Source organism: Streptomyces sp. CA-251247 (assembly GCF_050952975.1).
Classification (GTDB): Bacteria; Actinomycetota; Actinomycetes; order Streptomycetales; family Streptomycetaceae; genus Streptomyces; species Streptomyces achmelvichensis.
In genome coordinates this window covers 1,058,226-1,076,727 of sequence record NZ_CP191861.1, presented here as the reverse complement: position 1 = coordinate 1,076,727, position 18,502 = coordinate 1,058,226, and the positions used below count along the sequence as shown (strand labels likewise).

The window sequence follows — 18,502 nt, the reverse complement described above, 5'->3', positions numbered from 1 at the left end:
CGAATGGGCAACAGCACGGACACAGTTGCGTCCGCGATCAGGCTCCCGGTTCCCCCCACGGGTTTCCGTGGCAGGGTGTTGCGGGCAATCCACTGTGGGCTACGGAAGAGGGGGAACCGTGATCGTCTGGGTCAACGGTGCGTTCGGAGCGGGCAAGACCACCACCGCGCGCGAACTGATCGACCTGATCCCGAACAGCACGCTGTACGACCCCGAACTCACCGGCGGCGGACTCCACCGGCTTCTGCCGCCGAAGCGGCTCGCCGAGGTGAGCGACTACCAGGACCTGCCGATCTGGCGGCGGCTCGTCGTGGACACCGCGGCGGCTCTGCTCGCCGAGCTCGGCGGCGTTCTCGTGGTGCCCATGACGCTCCTGCGGCAGGAGTACCGCGACGAGATCTTCGGCGGCCTCGCGTCCCGTCGGATCCCGGTCCGGCATGTGCTTCTCCGCCCGGATGAAACGATCCTGCGCGAGCGAATAGCCACCCGCGAGGAGCCGGACACACCGGATGCCGAGCAGCGCGTCCGTCAGTGGGCTCTCGACCACATCGAGCCGTACCTCGCGGCCCTCGACTGGATCCGCGAGGACGCGCTGGTCGTCGACAACGGCAGCCTGGACCCCCGCAGCACGGCACAGCGGATCGCCGACGCGGTCAGCAGTGGTGAGGCCCCGGTCTGCGAGATCGTGCAGACCCCGGAACCGACGGCCGAGACGCTGGCCGCCGGTGTGCTGCTCTTCGACGAGGAGGACCGGGTGCTCCTCGTCGACCCCACCTACAAGCCGGGCTGGGAGTTCCCCGGCGGTGTCGTGGAGCGCGGCGAGGCTCCCGCGCAGGCCGGGATGCGCGAGGTCGAAGAGGAGCTCGGCATCCAACTCGACCGGGTGCCCAGCCTGCTGGTGGTCGACTGGGAGCCGCCGAGGCCGCCCGGATACGGCGGGCTGCGGCTGCTCTTCGACGGCGGACGGCTTCAGGGCCGCATTGCAGGACAGGTCCTGCTGCCCGGGTCGGAGCTGCGCGGCTGGCGGTTCGTGGGCGAACAGGAGGCCGCCCACCTGCTGCCGCCCACGCGCTACGAGCGGCTGCGCTGGGCCCTGCGGGCGCGTGAGCGGGGGACGGTGCTCAACCTGGAGGCCGGCGTTCCCGTCGGCTGATCTTCCGCACGGCGCCCGTGAGGCGGCACCGGAATGCGGCACCGGACTGTCGGGACGGACTGTCGGGACCGGGCGGCTTCGCGGAATACGGAAGCCGCCGGGTCCCGTGGGCTCAGCCCTGCTTGGACGCCGCGTAGTTGACGAGGAAGTGCGCCTCGGCGACGGACAGCCGCTCCAGTTCCTCGGGCGACACGGACTCGTTCACCGCGTGGATCTGCGCCTCCGGCTCGCTCAGTCCGATCAGCAGGATCTCCGACTCCGGATACAGCGCGGCGAGGGTGTTGCAGAGCGGGATGGAACCGCCCATGCCGGCGGTCTGCATCTCCTCACCCGGGTAGGCGAGCCGCATCGCGTCGGCCATCGCCGCGTACGCCGGGCTGGAGACGTCCGCCTGGAAGGCCTGGCCCTGACCGGTCTGCTCCACCGCGACCCGCGCACCCCACGGCGTGTGCGCTTCCAGATGCGCGGCCAGCAGCTTCGTCGCCTGCGCCGCGTCCTGGCCCGGCGGCACCCGCAGGCTGATCAGCGCGCGAGCGCCCGCCTGCACGGACGGCGTGGCGCCCACGACGGGCGGGCAGTCGATGCCGAGGACGGTGACGGCCGGGCGCGCCCAGATGCGGTCCGCGACCGATCCGGAACCGATCAGCCCGACGCCGTCCAGCACCTTGGCGTCCCGGCGGAAGTCGGCCTCCGGATACTGAAGCCCCTCCCACGTCGCCTCGCCGGCCAGACCGTCCACCGTCGTCGAGCCGTCCTCGGCGCGCAGCGAGTCCAGTACGCGGATGAGCGCGGCGAGCGCGTCCGGGGCGGCCCCGCCGAACTGGCCGGAGTGCAGATTGCCTTCCAGGGTGTCGACCTGGACGCGCACCAGGGTCATACCGCGCAGGGTGGCGGTCACCGTCGGCAGTCCCAGCCGGAAGTTGCCGGCGTCGCCGATGACGATGGTGTCGGCGCTCAGCAACTCGGGGTGAGCCTCGGCGTACTGCTCCAGCCCACCCGTGCCCTGCTCCTCCGAACCCTCGACGATCACCTTGATGTTCACCGGCACCCCGCCGTTCGCCTTGAGGGCGCGCAGGGCGAGGAGATGCATGATGAAGCCGCCCTTGCAGTCGGCGGCACCGCGGCCGAACCAGCGGCCGTCGCGCTCGGTCAGCTCGAAGGGCGGGGTCACCCACGCGTCGAGGTCCAGCGGCGGCTGTACGTCGTAGTGCGCGTACAGCAGGACGGTGGGCGCACCGGCCGGGCCGGGCAGGTACCCGTACACGGACTGGGTGCCGTCGGGGGTGTCGAGCACGGCGACGTCCTGGAAACCCTCGGACCGCAGGGCGTCGGCGCACCAGCTCGCCGCGGCCTCGCACCCGCTCCGGGGGAACTGCGCGGGATCCGCCACCGACGGGAAGGCCACCAGCTCCGTGAGCTCCGCCTTGGCGCGGGGCAGCAGGGAAGCGACGGTCTCGGCTATCGGATCGGCGGTCATGGGCACGCTCCTCGTGGGTGCGACGTTGTGTGCTGTGTGTACGGCAAATGCGTGGCCGATCCTCCCACAGCGGTGGTGGGGTGACCGCGCCGTAGGATGCCGTCGAGAGCATGGGGCACGCGTCGGATCGGGAGCAGAACCACATCGTGAGCAGCGAGAACGGTGTCACCGGGGCAGGGGAAGCACAGGAGCACGACGAGACGGTGTGGGACGTGGTCGTCGTCGGCGCCGGGCCCGCGGGGGCATCGGCGGCATACGCGGCGGCGGTGGCGGGCCGTCAGGTGCTGCTGCTGGAGAAGGCCGAACTGCCGCGCTACAAGACCTGCGGCGGCGGCATCATCGGCCCCTCGCGCGACAGCCTGCCGCCCGGCTTCGAGCTGCCTCTGCTCGACCGGGTGCACGCGGTCACCTTCTCGCTGAACGGCAAGCTGGCGCGTACACGCCGGTCCCGGAGGATGCTCTTCGGGCTGATCAACCGGCCGGAATTCGACGCCGGCCTGGTCGAGCAGGCGCAGAAGGCGGGCGCGGTGCTGCGCACGGGCGTCACGGTCTCCCGCGTCGAGCAGCACGGGCCCGCGGTCCCCGACCGGCGCACGGTCGCCGTGGTCACGTCGGACGGCGAGACCGTCCTGACCCGCGCCGTCGTGGGAGCCGACGGCAGCGCCAGCCGCATAGGGGCTCATGTCGGTGTGAAGCTCGACCAGGTGGATCTCGGCCTGGAGGCGGAGATCCCGGTCCCTGCGTCGGTGGCGGAGGACTGGGCGGGCCGGGTGCTCATCGACTGGGGCCCGATGCCGGGGAGCTACGGCTGGGTGTTCCCCAAGGGGGAGACGCTCACCGTCGGCGTGATCTCGGCCCGCGGCGAGGGCGCAGCGACCAAGCGCTATCTGGAGGACTTCATCGCCCGGCTGGGACTCGCCGGCTTCGAACCCTCGATCTCCTCCGGCCACCTCACCCGATGCCGCAGCGACGACTCACCGCTGTCCCGGGGACGGGTGCTGGTGTGCGGCGACGCGGCAGGGCTGCTGGAGCCGTGGACCCGCGAGGGGATCTCCTTCGCGCTGCGCTCGGGCCGGCTCGCGGGGGAGTGGGCGGTACGGATCTCGGAGGCCCACGACGCCGTGGACGCCCGCCGTCAGGCGCTGAACTACGCCTTCGCGATCAAGGCCGGTCTGGGTGTCGAGATGGGCGTCGGACGGCTCATGCTGAAGATCTTCGAGCGCCGTCCCGGGCTGCTGCACGCGGCCATCAGCGGCTTCCGTCCGGCGTGGAAGGCGTTCGCGGACATCACCCGCGGTTCGACGACGCTGGCCGGCATCGTGCGGACGAACGGGATGGCCCGGCGGGCGCTGGAGGCGCTGGACCGGCGCGGGGGCTGACGGCTCTGGGGTCGATGGGTTCTGGCGGTGCTGGGGCTGGGTTCCGTCGGTGGCACAGGCGGGTTCTGTGGGTGCCGCGGGCGGGTTGCGGCCAGGCCGGCGGGTTCCGATGGGGTCCAAGCCGCGCCGGCGCCAATGGTGCGCCGGAGGTCCGGTTCCGAGGGTGTCCGAGCGCGGGTGGTGACGGGCGCCCGAGCTCCGGTCCCGACGGGGGGCGCACCGGCTCAGTCGGTCACGGTGATCCGGAAGACCGGGTGCTTGTGGGCCGCGGCGAGCAGCTCCTCGTCCGTGGACTTGGCGTTCACGTCGCCGAAGAAGCGTCCGACCTCCCAGCCCCAGCGCTCGAGGTAGGTGCGGAGCAGGGTGGGCTTCTCCTCGTCGGCGAGCTCGACGGCGGTGAAGTGCTGGGTCTTGCGGCCGAGCTGGAGCCGGCCACCGCCTGCGGCCCGCAGATTGCGCACCCACTGCGAGTGGCCGCGGGCAGAGATCAGGTAGGGCCCGCCCTCGTAGGGGAGGGGGTTGACCGGGATGCTTCTCCATTCGCCGCTCGTCCGTCCGCGGACGGAGAGCTCCGCGGTGCCCATGAGGCTGATGCCCCGGCGGGCGAGCCAGGCGATCGAGCCGTTGATGATGTTGTCGAGGCGGCCGGGCTTGATGTAGTGCGACTGCGACATGACGGTCCTCGGGTTCGAGTCGTGTGTGGTGCTCGAATTGGAGAGCAGTGCTCTCGGTTAAGAGCAGTGTGCACCCCTGGCGTCCTCCAAAGCAAGAGCAGTGCTCTCGAAAGTGGCGACATCTCGCCGGCCAGATCAGCGCTCTCGGAATAGTGCGGTGCTCCGAAACATGAGAGACTGCGCACCATGACCGCGATCCGTGGGGCCAGGGAACGAGCCCGTATCGAAGTGACCGCCGCCATCAAGGACGAGGCCCGCAAGCAGCTCGCGGGCGAGGGCGCGTCGAAGCTGTCGCTGCGCGCCGTCGCCCGTGAGCTGGGCATGGTCTCCTCCGCCCTCTACCGGTACTTCCCGAGCCGCGACGATCTCCTGACCGCTCTGATCGTGGACGCCTACGACGCGATCGGTGCCGCCGCCGAGGCGGCGCTCGCCGGCGCCTCCGCCGCTGGTCCGGCCGACCACGTCGCCCGCTGGACCGCGGTCTGCTCCGCCATCCGTACCTGGGCGCTCGACCACCCCCACGAGTACGCCCTGATCTACGGCTCGCCGGTGCCCGGCTACAGCGCGCCCATGGACACCGTGGGACCCGCGTCCCGCGTCGGCCTCGCCCTGATCTCGGTCGCCCGTGACGCGCACCGCGCCGACGGTCTGGCACTCCCTCCGCTGGGGGAGGCGCTGCGCCCCGAGGCCGACCGGCTCACCGCCGACATCGCCCCGGATCTGCCGCCGCCCGTCGTCGTGGCCCTCGTCGCCTCATGGTCCCAGCTGTTCGGGCTCATTTCCTTCGAACTCTTCGGCCAGTTCAACCGGGTCGTCGAGGAACGTGACGTCTTCTTCGCCCACCAGGCGGCCCGCCTCGCCCACGAGGTCGGACTGCGGAGCCCGCGGATCTCCGGGGCCCGATCCTGACGCGGACGGGCCCGACGCCCGCCCCGGACCGGCCCGCAGCGAGCGCGCGCCCGGTGCCGGCCCCGTACAACCCCGCGCCCGGCCACGTACAACCCGCGCCCCCGCCCCTGCACCCCACCTCCCGTACTCCCCAGGGAGTACTCCTGATCGCCACGCCCGGCTGACGCCCCGCGGCCCGGTGCGCGTCTAGCGTGGCCGGTATGGATGAGCAGCACACGCGTGCCCGGGGCGGCGGTCCCCCCTGGGTGCGGCGTCCGGGGGGAGAACCGCCACCGCCGTTGCGTCTCTGGGAGGCGCGCCGCAACGCCCAGGTGATTCCCTGGCCGTCGACCCTGGCCCTCGCCGTCTTCGTGTTCGTCGGCTCGCGCTACGCCGCGATGGGCCAGCCGGACCGGGTGAGCCTCGACGTTCTCGCACGCGTACTCCTGCTCGCGGGCCCGGCCGTCCTGCTGCTCCGCAACCGGTGGCCCGTCGTCTCCGTCTTCGGCGTCTGCGCCGTCACCCTCGTCTACTTCGCCGCGGGCTATCCGTACGGCCCGGTCTTCATCTCCGTCGCGGTCGGTGCCTTCGCGGCGGTGACCTCCGGCCACCGGCGCGCGGCCTGGTGGGCCGTCGGGGGGCTGTGGGCCGGGCATCTGCTCGTCGCGCACTGGCTCTACCGGTATCTGCCCCCGGGTAAGGACGACGCGGCGCCGTGGGGGCAGGAACTGGTGATCGCCGCCTGGGTGGTGGCGATCCTCGCCGCCTCGGAACTCGTCCGCGTCCGGCGCGAGGTCTGGGCACGCGAGCGCGTGGAGCGGGCGGCCGCCGAGAAGCGCCGCGCCGACGAGGAGCGGCTGCGCATCGCCCGCGAACTGCACGACGTCCTCGCGCACTCGATCTCGGTCATCAACGTCCAGGCGGGCGTCGGTCTCGCGCTTCTCGACTCCGATCCCGAGCAGGCACGGACCGCGCTCACCACCATCAAGGCCGCGAGCAAGGAGGCGTTGGGCGAGGTCCGTCAGGTCCTGGACACGCTTCGTACGCCCGGAGACGCCCCTCGTGCACCGGCTCCGGGACTCGACCGCCTGCCCGAACTCGTCGACCAGGCCGCGAGCGCCGGCCTCACCGTGGAGATCGCGACGGAGGGGACGCCGATCCCGCTGTCGCCCGGCACCGATCTCGCGGCCTTCCGGATCGTTCAGGAAGCCCTCACCAATGTGGTGCGGCACTCCGGTTCGCGCGCCGCGCGGGTGCGGATCGCGTATGCGCCCGGCCGGCTCGACCTCCGCGTCGACGACGACGGACCGGCCACCGGCTCCGAGGCCGGCGGGAGCGGCAACGGGCTGGCCGGAATGCGGGAGCGGGCCGCCGCGCTGGGTGGCACGATCGAGGCGGGTCCGCGCGCCGACGGTGGCTTCCGCGTCCGGGCCGACCTTCCCGTGCAGCCGAAGGAGACGATGTGATCCGCGTACTGCTCGCCGATGACCAGCTGTTGGTCCGAGCGGGGTTCAGGGCCCTGCTGGACGCCCAGCAGGACATCGAGGTGGCCGGCGAGGCCGCCGACGGCGAGGAGGCGGTGCGGCTGGTGCGCGAACTGGCCCCGGACGTCGTCCTCATGGACATCCGGATGCCCCTGCTCGACGGGCTCGCGGCCACCCGCAGGATCACCGGCGACGAGCGGCTCCATGACGTGAAGGTCGTCATGCTGACCACCTTCGAGCTCGACGAGTACGTCTTCGAGGCGATCCGCGCCGGCGCCTCGGGCTTTCTGGTGAAGGACACCGAACCGGAGGAACTGCTGCGCGCGGTACGGGCGGTGGTGGGTGGCGACGCCCTGCTGTCGCCCGGGGTGACGCGGCGGCTGATCGCGGAGTTCGCCGCCCGTTCCAAGGAACCGAAGGATGCGGAGGGCCTCGGTGAACTCACCGAGCGGGAACGCGAGGTGATGGCCCTGGTCGGTATCGGCCTGTCGAATGAGGAGATCGCCCGCCGCCTGGTCGTCAGTCCCCTGACGGCAAAGACGCACGTCAGCCGCACGATGGTGAAGCTGGGGGCCCGCGACCGGGCTCAACTCGTCGTACTGGCCTACGAGTCGGGGTTGGTGCGGCCCGGCTGGCTGGGCTGAGCAGGCGCGGTCGAGAACCGCCACAGCACGGTCACCAGCCGGAGGACGAAGGCAACGGCGGCCGCAGCGGCGCCGGCGAGGAGCAGTCCGCGTTCGACGGCGTACGGCATCGTGAACATGGCCTTGGGTCCGGCGATCACGCCGAAGACCACTGCGGCGACGAGCACCGCACTCAGCAGCGCATAGCCGATCTCGACCGTGATCGCGTCGCGGTCCGCCTGTGTCCGCCGTCTCTTGTCCGGCACGCCTGCCCCCTCCGGCTTCCTGTTCCGAAGTGTCACAGGGCGGTGGCCGGCGGGCAAGGAGCCCGCCGGCCACCGTCTCCCCCCGTGGGAAGGGCGGCGCCGGTCGCCGCCGCCCCGGGAGCGTCCGCGGTTCCTCGCCGGACGCTCCCTGCGAGCGGGGTGCCGGTCAGTCGCCGACCGCCACCCGCTCGGGCTCTTTTCGGGGCACCGACGCGGCGACCAGTACGCCGCCGCCGGTGCGCCGGGTGCGCAGCCCGGTCAGCGTGATGAGCAGCCCGACCGCCGCGACGACGGTCACCACCGCGAGGCCGGGGCGGAAGCTGTCCAGCACCTGCTGGGGAGAGCCGCCGGTGTCGCCGGCGGTGATCACGGCGGTCACCACGGCGAGGAAGATGGCGCCGCCGACCTGGATCGACGTGTTGAGCAGACCGGAGACCATGCCCTGCTCGTGGTCCTCGACGCCGTTGGTGGCCTGGATGTTGAGCGAGGGGAAGACCAGCGCGCACGCCGCGCCGAGCAGCAGCATCGACGGCAGGATGACCGCCGCGTAGCTCGGTGCGAGGTCGATTCTGAGGAACAGGGCGTACGCGACGACCAGTAGTGCGAAGCCGAGGGCGATCACGCGCGGCGTGCCGAAGCGGTCCACGACCGAGCCGATCTTCGTCGAGGAGAGTGCCACGAGTGCCCCCGCGGGCAGGAAGGCCAGCGCGGTCTCCAGAGCGGACCAGCCGAGCAGGGACTGCATGTACTGGGTGACGAGGAACTGGAAACCGACGTACGAGCCGAAGAAGAAGGCCGCCCCGAGGTTCGCGCGGACCTGGCTGCCGGAGCGCAGTACGCCCAGCCGGATCAGGGGGTGGGAGCTGCGGCGCTCGATGGTGACGAACGCGGTGAGCAGGGCGGCCACGGCGAGGAAGGACAGCAGCGTACGGGCGGATGCCCAGCCCACCTCCGGTGCCTGGACGACGGTGAAGACGAGCAGGAGCATTGAGGCCGTGCCGGTGACGGCTCCGGGCAGGTCGTATCCCTTTCCGGAGTCCTCGCGGCTGCTGCGCGGGATGAGCTTGATGCCGGCGATCAGGGCGATCAGGGCGATGGGCGCGGGGAGCAGCATGGTGAGGCGCCAGCTGACCTCGGTGAGCAGGCCCGACAGTACGAGGCCCATGGAAAAGCCGGTGGCGGCGCAGGTGGTGTAGATGGCCAGCGCGCGGTTGCGCTGCGGGCCTTCCTTGAAGGTCGTGGTGATGATCGACAGTCCGGCGGGCGCGGTGAACGCGGCGCTCAGGCCCTTGATGAAACGGCTGGCGATCAGCAGCGGACCGGAGTCGACGAGCCCGCCGAGCAAAGAGGCGACGGCGAAGACGGCGAGGGCGATGAGGAAGACCCGGCGGCGGCCGAGGAGGTCGGCGGCGCGGCCGCCGAGAAGCAACAGGCCGCCGTAGCCGAGGATGTAGCCGCTGACGATCCACTGAAGGGTCGAGGTGGACAGATCGAGATCGGTGGCGATCGACGGCAGGGCGACGCCGACCATCGAGACATCGAGCGCGTCGAGGAACATCGCGGCGCAGAGCACGAGCAGTGTGCCCCACAGTCGAGGGCTCCAGCGCTCCTGCGCCGAGGGGACGTTGGGCGGAGAGATCATGCGCAGCACAGTACATGCACATGCATTCAATGCAAGTGCATTTAATTCCGATGCAACAAAATGGCGCTTTTCTGCTAGCGTGCGCTCATGGCAGCGAACAAGTCCGAGCGCGCACTCGTCGACGAGTGGCGCGATGTGCTGGCGCTGCACGCCCGGACGATCTGCGAGCTCGACCGCGAGCTCCATCAACACGGGCTCGGCGCTAGCGACTTCGAGGTCCTCGATGTACTCGCCGAGGAGTCGGCCGCCGACGGTGACTGTTCGTTCCGGGTACAGGAACTCGCGGCCCGTGTCCACCTCAGTCAGAGCGCGCTGTCACGCCTGGTGGCCCGCCTGGAGAAGGACGGGCTGGTCACCCGCGGTATGTGCAGCGAGGACCGCCGGGGTGTGCGGGTCGCGCTGACCGATGCGGGGCGGGCACGCCATGCCGAGGTCCAGCCGCTCCAACGCGCCGTGCTCTCCCGCATGCTGCCCGGCGCTCCTGCCTGAACCGGCGCCCCTGTCCGGGCCGGGCGCTCCTGCCTGAACCCGGCGACGCCTGCCCGGGCTGCCGTGCCACGGAGCCCGCCCCGCCCCGCCCGGACCTGCCTACGACCAGGTGACGGCCGACTTCTCCTGCCACTCCCGGGCGAGTTCCGTGTCGCCCGTGACCGTGACGGCACTCAGGGGCAGCCGGTTCCACAGTGTGAAGTAGAGCTGCTCGGCGGTGCCGATGAGCTCGCAGTCCGCGGCCACCTCGGCGATCGGTTCCGTACGCGGCGCGTCCGTCGAGATCCACATGGTCCACACGTCGTCCGTGTCGAGCGGCCGTACGCGCAGGGCGCGGGGCACCTCGGAGCGCAGCCGGCTCCTGGTGCGGCCGTGGAAGCCGCTGAGCAGTTCGGCGATGCCGTCGACGGCGAAGTCGGCAGGCACCGGGCCGGGCTTGCCGCTCAGCGCCGACTCGGCGTCGGCGCGGTGGATCGCCGTCTCGTGCGCCTGCCGCCGGGCCCAGAACGCGAGCGGAGACGGAGCGGGAAGGAAGGTCCAGCACCGCACATCGGCCGGCGACTCGGTCAGTGCCCCCACGAGGAGGCCGTGGCCCTCGCGGAACCACTCGATCAGTTCGTCGCCGTCGAGATCGTTCTCGGGTACGGCGGGACGGAACTCCTCATGGCCTTCCGCCACGAACGCGGTGGCCCAGCGGTGCACCATGCCGACGTGACGCAGCAGGTCGCGCATCTGCCAGCCCGGGCATGTGGGCACCGGCGTCGCCGGGTCCGTCCGGCCGGCCGCGGCGGCCAGCAACTGGCCCTCCCGTACGAGTGATGTGATCAGCTCGGCGGTCTCCATGCCGCAGATTGTGCCACTCGGTTCATGCCCGGTGGGGCTGTCGCGTCAGGCGACCGGCGTGAATGCGCCCCCTGTGCGCCCCCTTCAGGCGGGCCCCGGCGGTGTGCGCCGACGAGCGGTCAGGCGTCCTGCGGCGCGGTCGCGTTCCGGGCCGCCCAGCCGATCAGCGCCGCACCCGCGGCCAGTGCCGCGACCGTGGTGAGCGCGATGGGCAGGGAGAACCAGTCGGCGAGGAATCCGATCGCGGGCGGCCCCAGCAGCATGCCGCCGTATCCGAGCGTGGACGCGGCGGCGACCCCGCCGGGGCCGGCGAGTGCGCCCGCCCGGGCCACGGCCACCGGGAAGATGTTGGCCAACCCGAGGCCCGCCACCGCGAAGCCGAGCAGCGCGAGCCACACCGTCGGGGCGAGTGAGCCCAGCAGCATGCCGGCCGCTGCCGTCGTGCCGCCCGCGACCAGCGTGCGGGTCTGTCCGAGCCGTTCCAGCAGGGTCGTCCCGGTGAGGCGGCCGGCCGTCATCGCGAGGGCGAAGAGGGAGTATCCGATGGCGGCCACGCCCGGGTGGGCGTCCAGGTCCTGTTCCAGGTGGAGCGCGCCCCAGTCGGCCATCGCGCCCTCGCCGTACGCCGTGCACAGCGCGATCACGCCGAAGACCGCGACGAGCCTGCGGGTGCGGCCCGTGAGCCGGTGCGGCACCGGGTCCTGCTGGGCGCGCTCGGTGACCGGCGCCGTCCGGCCGAGCAGCACCCGGCCGACGACGGCCGTGACCAGCAGGCCGATGACGGCCAGGAGCAGCAGATGCACGGTGGGGGACAGACCGCCGGCCACCAGGGCTCCCAGCCCCGCACCGACCATGCCGCCGAGGCTGAACGCCGCGTGGAAGCTCGGCATCACCGGGCGCCGGAGCGCGGCGACCAGGTCGACCGCGGCGCTGTTCATCGCCACGTTGATCCCGCCGTACGCGGCGCCGAAGACCAGCAGGACAAGACCGAGGGCGAGCGTCGAGTGCGTCAGTGCGGGCAGCGCGATGCTGAGCGACATCAGTACGGCACTGGCGACGGTGACCGGATGGCTGCCGAAGCGGCGGCACAGCCGGCCGGTGAGGGTCATCGTCACGACCGCGCCCGCCGAGACGCCGAGCAGCGCGAGTCCGAGGTCGCTCGCGGATGCTCCGGTCTGCTGCTTGATCGCGGGGATGCGGACCACCCAGCCGGCGAAGAGGAAGCCGTCCAGGGCGAAGAACACGGTGAGGGCGGTGCGGAGGCGGGACAGGGAGAGTGGGGCGGTGTTTCCGCTCGGGCCCCCCGGTGCGGCCGTCCGTAGTTTGTTTAGGTGCGGCACAAACTCAGCATAGGGGTGGGGACCGATCCGGACAAGGCGGCTGCGCAACGGCTGGATCATGGGAGACTCGCCACCATGAACGGCAAGGCGACGAGCACCAGATCAAGGCTGGAGAGGGGCCGCAGCGCGCTCGGCCCCGCGCTGGAACTGGTGCACACCGGACGCGCGCCCACCCGCGCCGTGCTCACCGCCGAACTCGGGGTCACCCGTGCCACCGCCGGAGCGGTCGCCGCCGAGCTGGAGGCGCTGGGCCTGATCCGGGTGGACTCCCGCCCCGGCGCGGCCGCAGGATCGCAGGGCCGCCCATCCCACCGGCTCTCCGTCGACGACACGGGCCCGGTCGTCCTCGCCGCCCAGGTGCACGCCGACGGATTCCGTGCGGCTCTCGTGGCACTCGGCGGCCGGACCGTCGCCACCGCCCCCGGCTGTGTCACCGTCTCCGCCGACCCCGCCCAGGTGCTCGGAGAGGTCGTCGCCGCGGGCGCCGCGCTGTTGCGCGAGAGCGGCCGGCGCTGCGTGGGCGCGGGCCTCGCCGTACCGTCCGCCGTCGCCGAACCCGAGGGCACCGCCCTCAACCCGCTCCACCTCGCATGGCCCGCGGGCGCTCCGGTACGCGACATCTTCGCCGAGCGGGTACGGGCCGCGGGCATCGCGGGACCCGCCTTCACCGGCAACGACGTCAACCTCACCGCCCTCGCCGAACACCGGCACGGCGCGGGCCGCGGCGCGCAGCACCTGCTCTGCGTCGCCACCGGCCACCGCGGCGTCGGCGGCGCGCTGGTCCTCGACGGACGACTGCACACCGGCAGTGCGGGCCTCGCGCTGGAGGTCGGCCATCTGACGGTCAACCCCGAGGGCCGCGCCTGCCACTGCGGAAGCCGCGGCTGCCTCGACGTCGAGGCCGACCCCCTCGCCTTCCTCACCGCCGCGGGCCGCGACCCCGGCCCCGAGGTCTCCCTGCTGGAGCAGTCGAGGGAACTCCTGCGCACGGAGTATGCCGACCCCGGCGTACGAGCCGCCTGCGAGGAACTCATCGACCGTCTGGGCCTCGGTCTCGCCGGGCTCGTCAACATCCTCAACCCCGACCGCATCATCCTCGGCGGACTGCACCGCGAGCTGCTGGGAGCGGACCCCGAGCGGTTGCGGGCCGTCGTCGCCGACCGCAGTCTGTGGGGGCGCAGCGGCGGTGTGCCGATCCTCCCCTGCACGCTCGACCACAACAGCCTGGTCGGGGCGGCCGAACTGGCGTGGCAGCCGGTCCTGGACGACCCGCTCGGCGCACTGCTCTGACCTCGCCGTCCGGTACCGGCAGGACGGAAGCACGGGCACGCGTCCGGGGGTATCGGCGGGCACTTCTCCGGGGCATGCGCCGGTACTCGTACGGGGGCATGATGGACGCTTCGCGACGTATGAGCGGGTAGTCGACGACCTATGACCCACAAGCCCTCCGGTGCACAGCCCCCTGCGCACCGGTTCCAGCACCTGCGCGACAGGTTCATGGCCTCCTGGGCCGGCCTCGTGTGGTCGCGCGGTCGCGAGCTGGAGCTGATGCACCGGGCCATGGGATTCGCCGCGCTCGGCTTCCTCACCCTCGTGCCGCTGCTGATCGTGGTCGCGGCGGCCGACCCGGCGAGCGGCCAGGGCTTCGCCCGCTGGCTCGGGCAGGCGCTCGGCGTCTCCCCGGCCTCCGAGGACGAGGTCGGGCGGCTCTTCGGAGTGCCGGGTGCCGCGCTTCAGCGCACCACCGCCTTCGGTCTCGCGGCGCTCACCGTCTTCGGTCTGACCTTCGGCTCCGTGGTGCAGACCGGCTACGAGAAGGTGTGGGACCTGCCGACGGCCCGCTGGCACACCATGTGGCGCCACGTCGTCTTCCTCGCCCTGCTGATCTGCTTCCTGCTGGCCTTCGTCAACACGCCCAACCCCTTGAACTCCGCCCTCGGCGCCGCGATCGGTGTCCTGGCGGATCTGATCGGCACCTGCGCCTTCTTCTGGATCGCCCAACGTGTGCTCCTCGGCGGCCGGGTCCGCTGGTGCGCCCTGTTCCCCGGGGCGGCCGCCACGGCCCTCGGCCTGCTCGGGCTGCGGATCTTCTCGCAGCTCGTCTTCTCCCCGCTGATCGCGTCGAACACCGTGGTCTACGGCCCGATCGGGACCGTCCTCGTCATCCAGTCCTGGCTCGTCGGAGTCGGCGTGGTGGTCTACGGCGGCGCGATCATCGGGCGCATCATCCACGAGCGCCGCGTCCACCGCCGGATGGCGGAGGCGGACGAGGAATGACGCGGCCCCGGGCCGGGTGCGGCACGTCCCTGCGCCACCGGGGACCTGGCCCCTGACCCACGGCCGTACGGAACAGGGCGGCGCCTCACCCCGGACGCCTCACCCCCGCCGGGTGCGGGGAGCAGCCGTGAACGCCCTGCGTACTCCCCGGGTGGTACGCGCACTGCCGCTGGCCGTACGACGACGTCGGCCCCCTGCGGCGGGAGCCTCGGTAGCGACAAGGAATCACGCACCACCATCGCCACCGAGGAGCTGACCGAGATGAACACCCTGGCGCACGCAGGCGGGCCCGGCCCGTGGATGCTCTTCTTCCCGCTGATCTGGGCGGCCGTCGTCGTCGGCATCGTCACCCTGGCGCGCCGCACCGGATTCGGGCGCGGACGCCGCGGCCCCGGCCCCTGGAACCAGCGCCCCGCACACGGCGAGAACTCGCCGATCGCCCTGCTCGGCCGCCGGTTCGCCGCCGGCGAGATCGACGAGGACGAGTACTGGCGCCGGCTGTCCGTGCTCGACGAGCAGTTCGGCCGCGTCGGCAAGGACGGTGCGGTGTGAACACCACGACCGCGACCACCCCCCTGTCCGCGACCCGTACGCGAGCCGCGGCGCGTGTCGTCGACGCCGTGAAGGTCTACGGCAGGGGCGACACCGAGGTGAGGGCCCTGGACGGGGTGAGCGTCGACTTCCCGGCCGGCCGTTTCACCGCGATCATGGGGCCCTCGGGCTCCGGCAAGTCCACGCTGATGCACTGCGCGGCCGGGCTCGACACCCTGACCTCGGGCTCGGCCCTCATCGGCGACACCGACCTCAGCACACTCGACGACCGCAGGCTCACCCTGCTGCGCCGCGAGCGCATCGGCTTCGTCTTCCAGGCGTTCAACATGATCCCCACGCTCACCGTCACCGAGAACATCACCCTTCCCATGGACCTCGCCGGCGACCGGCCGGACCAGGAGTGGCTCGACGCGCTCATCGACACCGTGGGACTGCGCGACCGCCTCGGCCACCGCCCGGCCGAACTCTCCGGCGGCCAGCAGCAACGGGTCGCCGTGGCACGCGCCTTCGCCGGCCGGCCCGACGTCGTCTTCGCCGACGAGCCCACCGGCAACCTCGACTCCCGTTCGGGCGAAGAGGTACTGCGCCTGCTGGGCCGTGCGGTGCGCCGGACCGAGCGGACCGTGGTGATGGTGACCCACGACCCCGTCGCCGCCGCCCACGCCGACGAGGTTCTCTTTCTCGCCGACGGACGGCTCGTCGACCGGATGGAGGCCCCGACCGCCGAGCGTGTCCTGGACCGCCTGAAGGCGTTCGACCTGCGCGACCTCAACACCTCGGGGGAGGCGACAGCATGAGCAGCAGCCGCGCATCCCTGCGCCTCAGCCTCAGCTCACTGCGGGCCCACAAGCGGCGCTTCGCGGGAACGTTCACCGCCGTACTGCTCGGCGTGGCCTTCCTCACCGGCACCCTCGTCATGGGCGACACCCTGCGCGGCAGCTTCGACACGATGTTCGCCAGTGCCAACGGCGGCACCGACGCCGTCGTCCGTAGCTCCAACGTCGTCACCGTCCCCGGTGACGACCGGGGGACCCGGCAGAACGTGCCCACCGCCCTCGCCGCGCGCATCGAGGGGACTCCGGGCGTCGCCGCCGCGGAGCCCAGTATCCAGGGCGCGGGACAGCTCGTGGGAGCCGACGGCAAGCCGATCGGCGGGCAGGGCCCTCCGACGGTCGCCGGCAACTGGATCGCCGACACCGAACTCAACCCGTACCAGCTCGCCGAGGGCCGTGCCCCCGCCCGTGCCGGCGAGGTCGTCGTCAACCGCGGCGCCGCCGAGACGGGCGGGCTCGAGATCGGCGACCGTACCGTCCTGCGCACCCCCGATCCGGTGCGGGTCACCGTGGTGGGACTGGCCACCTTCGGCGGCGAGGACGGCATGGGGCAGGTGACCTTCACCGGTATGACCCGGGCCGACGCCGAGAAGTACCTCACCCCGAAGCCCGGTGAGGCGGCGTCCGTCCAGGTGCGGGCCGCACCCGGCACCGGTCAGCAGCAACTCGTCGACGCACTGGGGCCCGTGCTCCCCGCGGGGGTGGAGGCCATCACCGGACAGGCGTCCACCGAAGAGAACCAGGACATGATCTCCGGTCAGTTCCTGAGCCTGTTCACCACCTTGCTCCTGGTCTTCTCCGGCATCGTCCTGCTGGTCGCCACGTTCACCATCTACAACACCTTCGCCATCGTCATCGCCCAGCGCACCCGTGAGAACGCGCTGCTGCGTGCCCTCGGAGCCTCCCGCCGCCAGGTCGTCGGCTCGACCCTCGCCGAGGCCTGCGCCGTCGCGCTCGTCGCTTCCGGTGCCGGGCTGCTCGGCGGTATCGGTATCGCGGCCGGACTGCGGGCGCTGTTTCCGGTCATCGGATTCCCCTTCCCCGAGGGCGGCCTCGTGATCAGCGCTCTCTCGCTGCTGCTGCCGCTCGCCGTGGGGGTGCTCGTCTGCCTCGGCTCGGCACTGATGCCGGCCGTGGGCGCCGGACGCACCGCGCCGCTGGCAGCCCTGCGTGAGACGGCCGTCGACCAGTCGGCCGCCTCGGTGAAGCGTGCGTACACCGGCGGGGCCGTGGCGCTCGCCGCCCTCGCCGTCATCCTCGTCGGCGTGCTCGCGACCCCGTCCATCTGGCTTGCCGCCACCGGCGCGGTCCTCGCCCTCGCCGCCTTCGTGGTGCTGGGGCCGGTCGCGTCCTCGTACGCCGTACGGATCCTGGGCGGTCCGCTCGACCGGCTGCGCGGTGTCTCCGGCAGGCTGGCCAAGCGCAACGCCCTGCGCAGCCCGGGGCGTACGGCGGCGACCGCCACCGCCCTGATGATCGGCGTCGCGGTCGTCTCGCTCTTCACCGTCTTCGGCGCCTCGCTGAAGGCGACCATGGACCAGACGGTCTCCCGCTCCTTCGCGGGTGATGTCGCGGTCAGCGCACCCTCGTTCGGCGCGGGCGGCAGCGGGCTCAGCCCGAAGCTCGCCCCGGCCATCGCTGCGCAGCCCGAGGTGGAGACCGCCGTCGGTCTCGGCCAGGGCGTCGCCGAGGTCGACGGCGCGGGCCGTCAGCTGACGGTCACCGATCCGGTCGCCCTCGGCAGGGCGTTCGACCTCGGCACGGTCCGGGGCTCGCTCGACGAGCTCGGCAGCGACGGCATGGCCGTGGCGGCCACCGAGGCCGGGAAGCGGGGCTGGAAGCCGGGCTCGACGGCCGAAGTCACCTTCACGGACGGCACATCACAGACCTTCACCGTGCGCGCCGTGTACGAACAGGCGGAACTCGCGGGCGACTACGTCATCACCCGCGACGCCTGGGCCCCGCACCGCGGCCAGGATTCCGACACCCTGATCGCCGTCGGCTTCAAGGACGGTGTGCCGGCCGCGGACGGCACGGCAGCCGTCGAGAAGACCGCGTCCGCCTACGGAAACCCCGAGGTGCAGACCCGCGAGGAGTACGCGCAGTCCGCGGCGGGCGCCATCGACATGATGCTCACGCTGGTCTACGCGCTGCTCGCGCTGGCCGTGGTGATCGCGCTGCTGGGCATCGCCAACACGCTCACCCTCGCGATCCACGAACGCACCAGGGAACTGGGCCTGTTGCGGGCCGTCGGCCAGACGAGGAACCAGCTGCGTGCCATGGTGCGCTACGAGTCCGTGCTGGTCGCCGCGTTCGGCACGGCCGGCGGACTCGCACTCGGCGGACTGCTCGGCTGGGTGCTGGTCAAGGCGTCCGAAGGCACCGGAGAAGCGTCCTTCGCCTTCGCGGTGCCGCCCGTCCAGCTGCTGGTGGTGGCACTCGTCGGCCTGGTCGCCGGGGCGGTCGCGGGCTGGCGGCCCGCGCGCCGCGCCGCGCGCCTCGACGTGCTGCGGGCCATCGCGACGGAGTAGCACCGGACTTCGCCGGTGTCGCGGCAGGCCCGGTCCCCGACAGGCCTGTGA

General features: G+C 72.3%; 17 protein-coding genes. 11 read left to right on the top strand and 6 right to left on the bottom strand.

Annotated features, from left to right (window positions below; all coding sequences use genetic code 11):
• The first annotated feature begins 118 nt into the window (after positions 1 to 118).
• A complete protein-coding gene (locus tag ACQPWZ_RS04565; protein WP_433570722.1) occupies positions 119 to 1,153 on the top strand; it encodes an NUDIX hydrolase in 1,035 nt (344 codons plus the stop codon).
• 112 nt (positions 1,154 to 1,265) lie between these two features.
• Here the strand turns inward: ACQPWZ_RS04565 and ACQPWZ_RS04560 are convergent, their stop codons facing one another.
• Positions 1,266 to 2,630, bottom strand: coding sequence for a dipeptidase (locus ACQPWZ_RS04560; RefSeq protein ID WP_433570721.1), 1,365 nt, complete (start codon positions 2,628 to 2,630; stop codon positions 1,266 to 1,268).
• A 110-nt stretch (positions 2,631 to 2,740) separates the two neighbouring features.
• Between ACQPWZ_RS04560 and ACQPWZ_RS04555 the strand changes: the two genes are divergently transcribed.
• Positions 2,741 to 4,009 (top strand): geranylgeranyl reductase family protein, encoded by a 1,269-nt coding sequence (locus ACQPWZ_RS04555; protein WP_340471833.1) that lies wholly within the window; start codon positions 2,741 to 2,743, stop codon positions 4,007 to 4,009.
• Between the two features lie 224 nt (positions 4,010 to 4,233).
• On the opposite strand, the gene ACQPWZ_RS04550 is transcribed toward ACQPWZ_RS04555, so the two are convergent.
• A complete protein-coding gene (locus ACQPWZ_RS04550) occupies positions 4,234 to 4,683 on the bottom strand; it encodes a nitroreductase family deazaflavin-dependent oxidoreductase (RefSeq protein ID WP_405568132.1) in 450 nt (149 codons plus the stop codon).
• Between the two features lie 186 nt (positions 4,684 to 4,869).
• Between ACQPWZ_RS04550 and ACQPWZ_RS04545 the strand changes: the two genes are divergently transcribed.
• The 3 genes from ACQPWZ_RS04545 (at position 4,870) to ACQPWZ_RS04535 (ending at position 7,699) form a co-directional block, all read left to right on the top strand.
• Positions 4,870 to 5,592 carry a TetR/AcrR family transcriptional regulator gene (locus tag ACQPWZ_RS04545; protein WP_433570720.1) on the top strand — a complete coding sequence of 241 codons (723 nt, stop codon included), beginning with the start codon at positions 4,870 to 4,872 and terminating at the stop codon, positions 5,590 to 5,592.
• Between the two features lie 200 nt (positions 5,593 to 5,792).
• Positions 5,793 to 7,037: a histidine kinase gene (locus ACQPWZ_RS04540; protein WP_433570719.1), complete on the top strand. Its 1,245-nt coding sequence runs from the start codon at positions 5,793 to 5,795 to the stop codon at positions 7,035 to 7,037.
• On the top strand, positions 7,034 to 7,699 hold the full coding sequence (locus ACQPWZ_RS04535) for a response regulator (RefSeq protein WP_384444811.1): 666 nt from the start codon (positions 7,034 to 7,036) through the stop codon (positions 7,697 to 7,699). The genes ACQPWZ_RS04540 and ACQPWZ_RS04535 overlap by 4 nt, the downstream gene beginning before the upstream one ends.
• On the opposite strand, the gene ACQPWZ_RS04530 is transcribed toward ACQPWZ_RS04535, so the two are convergent.
• Positions 7,660 to 7,944, bottom strand: coding sequence for a DUF6332 family protein (locus tag ACQPWZ_RS04530; protein WP_340471828.1), 285 nt, complete (start codon positions 7,942 to 7,944; stop codon positions 7,660 to 7,662). The two genes, ACQPWZ_RS04535 and ACQPWZ_RS04530, sit on opposite strands and share 40 nt — an antisense overlap.
• Positions 7,945 to 8,110: 166 nt before the next feature.
• Entirely contained in the window at positions 8,111 to 9,586 is a 1,476-nt protein-coding gene (locus ACQPWZ_RS04525) for an MFS transporter (protein ID WP_433570718.1), read from the bottom strand.
• Between the two features lie 87 nt (positions 9,587 to 9,673).
• Between ACQPWZ_RS04525 and ACQPWZ_RS04520 the strand changes: the two genes are divergently transcribed.
• Positions 9,674 to 10,075, top strand: coding sequence for a MarR family winged helix-turn-helix transcriptional regulator (locus ACQPWZ_RS04520; protein WP_356702591.1), 402 nt, complete (start codon positions 9,674 to 9,676; stop codon positions 10,073 to 10,075).
• A gap of 99 nt (positions 10,076 to 10,174) precedes the next feature.
• On the opposite strand, the gene ACQPWZ_RS04515 is transcribed toward ACQPWZ_RS04520, so the two are convergent.
• Positions 10,175 to 10,918, bottom strand: a complete 744-nt coding sequence (locus ACQPWZ_RS04515; RefSeq protein WP_433570717.1) for a maleylpyruvate isomerase family mycothiol-dependent enzyme — start codon at positions 10,916 to 10,918, stop codon at positions 10,175 to 10,177.
• 119 nt (positions 10,919 to 11,037) lie between these two features.
• Positions 11,038 to 12,258, bottom strand: a complete 1,221-nt coding sequence (locus ACQPWZ_RS04510) for an MFS transporter (RefSeq protein WP_340471824.1) — start codon at positions 12,256 to 12,258, stop codon at positions 11,038 to 11,040.
• A 75-nt stretch (positions 12,259 to 12,333) separates the two neighbouring features.
• Here ACQPWZ_RS04510 and ACQPWZ_RS04505 point away from each other — a divergent pair, with 75 nt between their 5' ends.
• The 5 genes from ACQPWZ_RS04505 (at position 12,334) to ACQPWZ_RS04485 (ending at position 18,451) form a co-directional block, all read left to right on the top strand.
• A complete protein-coding gene (locus ACQPWZ_RS04505) occupies positions 12,334 to 13,548 on the top strand; it encodes an ROK family protein (protein ID WP_340471823.1) in 1,215 nt (404 codons plus the stop codon).
• A 141-nt stretch (positions 13,549 to 13,689) separates the two neighbouring features.
• Complete coding sequence (locus tag ACQPWZ_RS04500; RefSeq protein WP_405568110.1) at positions 13,690 to 14,535, top strand: YhjD/YihY/BrkB family envelope integrity protein; 846 nt, start codon at positions 13,690 to 13,692, stop codon at positions 14,533 to 14,535.
• Between the two features lie 261 nt (positions 14,536 to 14,796).
• Entirely contained in the window at positions 14,797 to 15,087 is a 291-nt protein-coding gene (locus ACQPWZ_RS04495; RefSeq protein ID WP_433570716.1) for an SHOCT domain-containing protein, read from the top strand.
• Positions 15,084 to 15,884 carry an ABC transporter ATP-binding protein gene (locus tag ACQPWZ_RS04490; protein WP_433570715.1) on the top strand — a complete coding sequence of 267 codons (801 nt, stop codon included), beginning with the start codon at positions 15,084 to 15,086 and terminating at the stop codon, positions 15,882 to 15,884. The genes ACQPWZ_RS04495 and ACQPWZ_RS04490 overlap by 4 nt, the downstream gene beginning before the upstream one ends.
• Complete coding sequence (locus ACQPWZ_RS04485) at positions 15,881 to 18,451, top strand: ABC transporter permease (RefSeq protein ID WP_433570714.1); 2,571 nt, start codon at positions 15,881 to 15,883, stop codon at positions 18,449 to 18,451. The genes ACQPWZ_RS04490 and ACQPWZ_RS04485 overlap by 4 nt, the downstream gene beginning before the upstream one ends.
• The last annotated feature ends 51 nt before the right edge of the window (positions 18,452 to 18,502 follow it).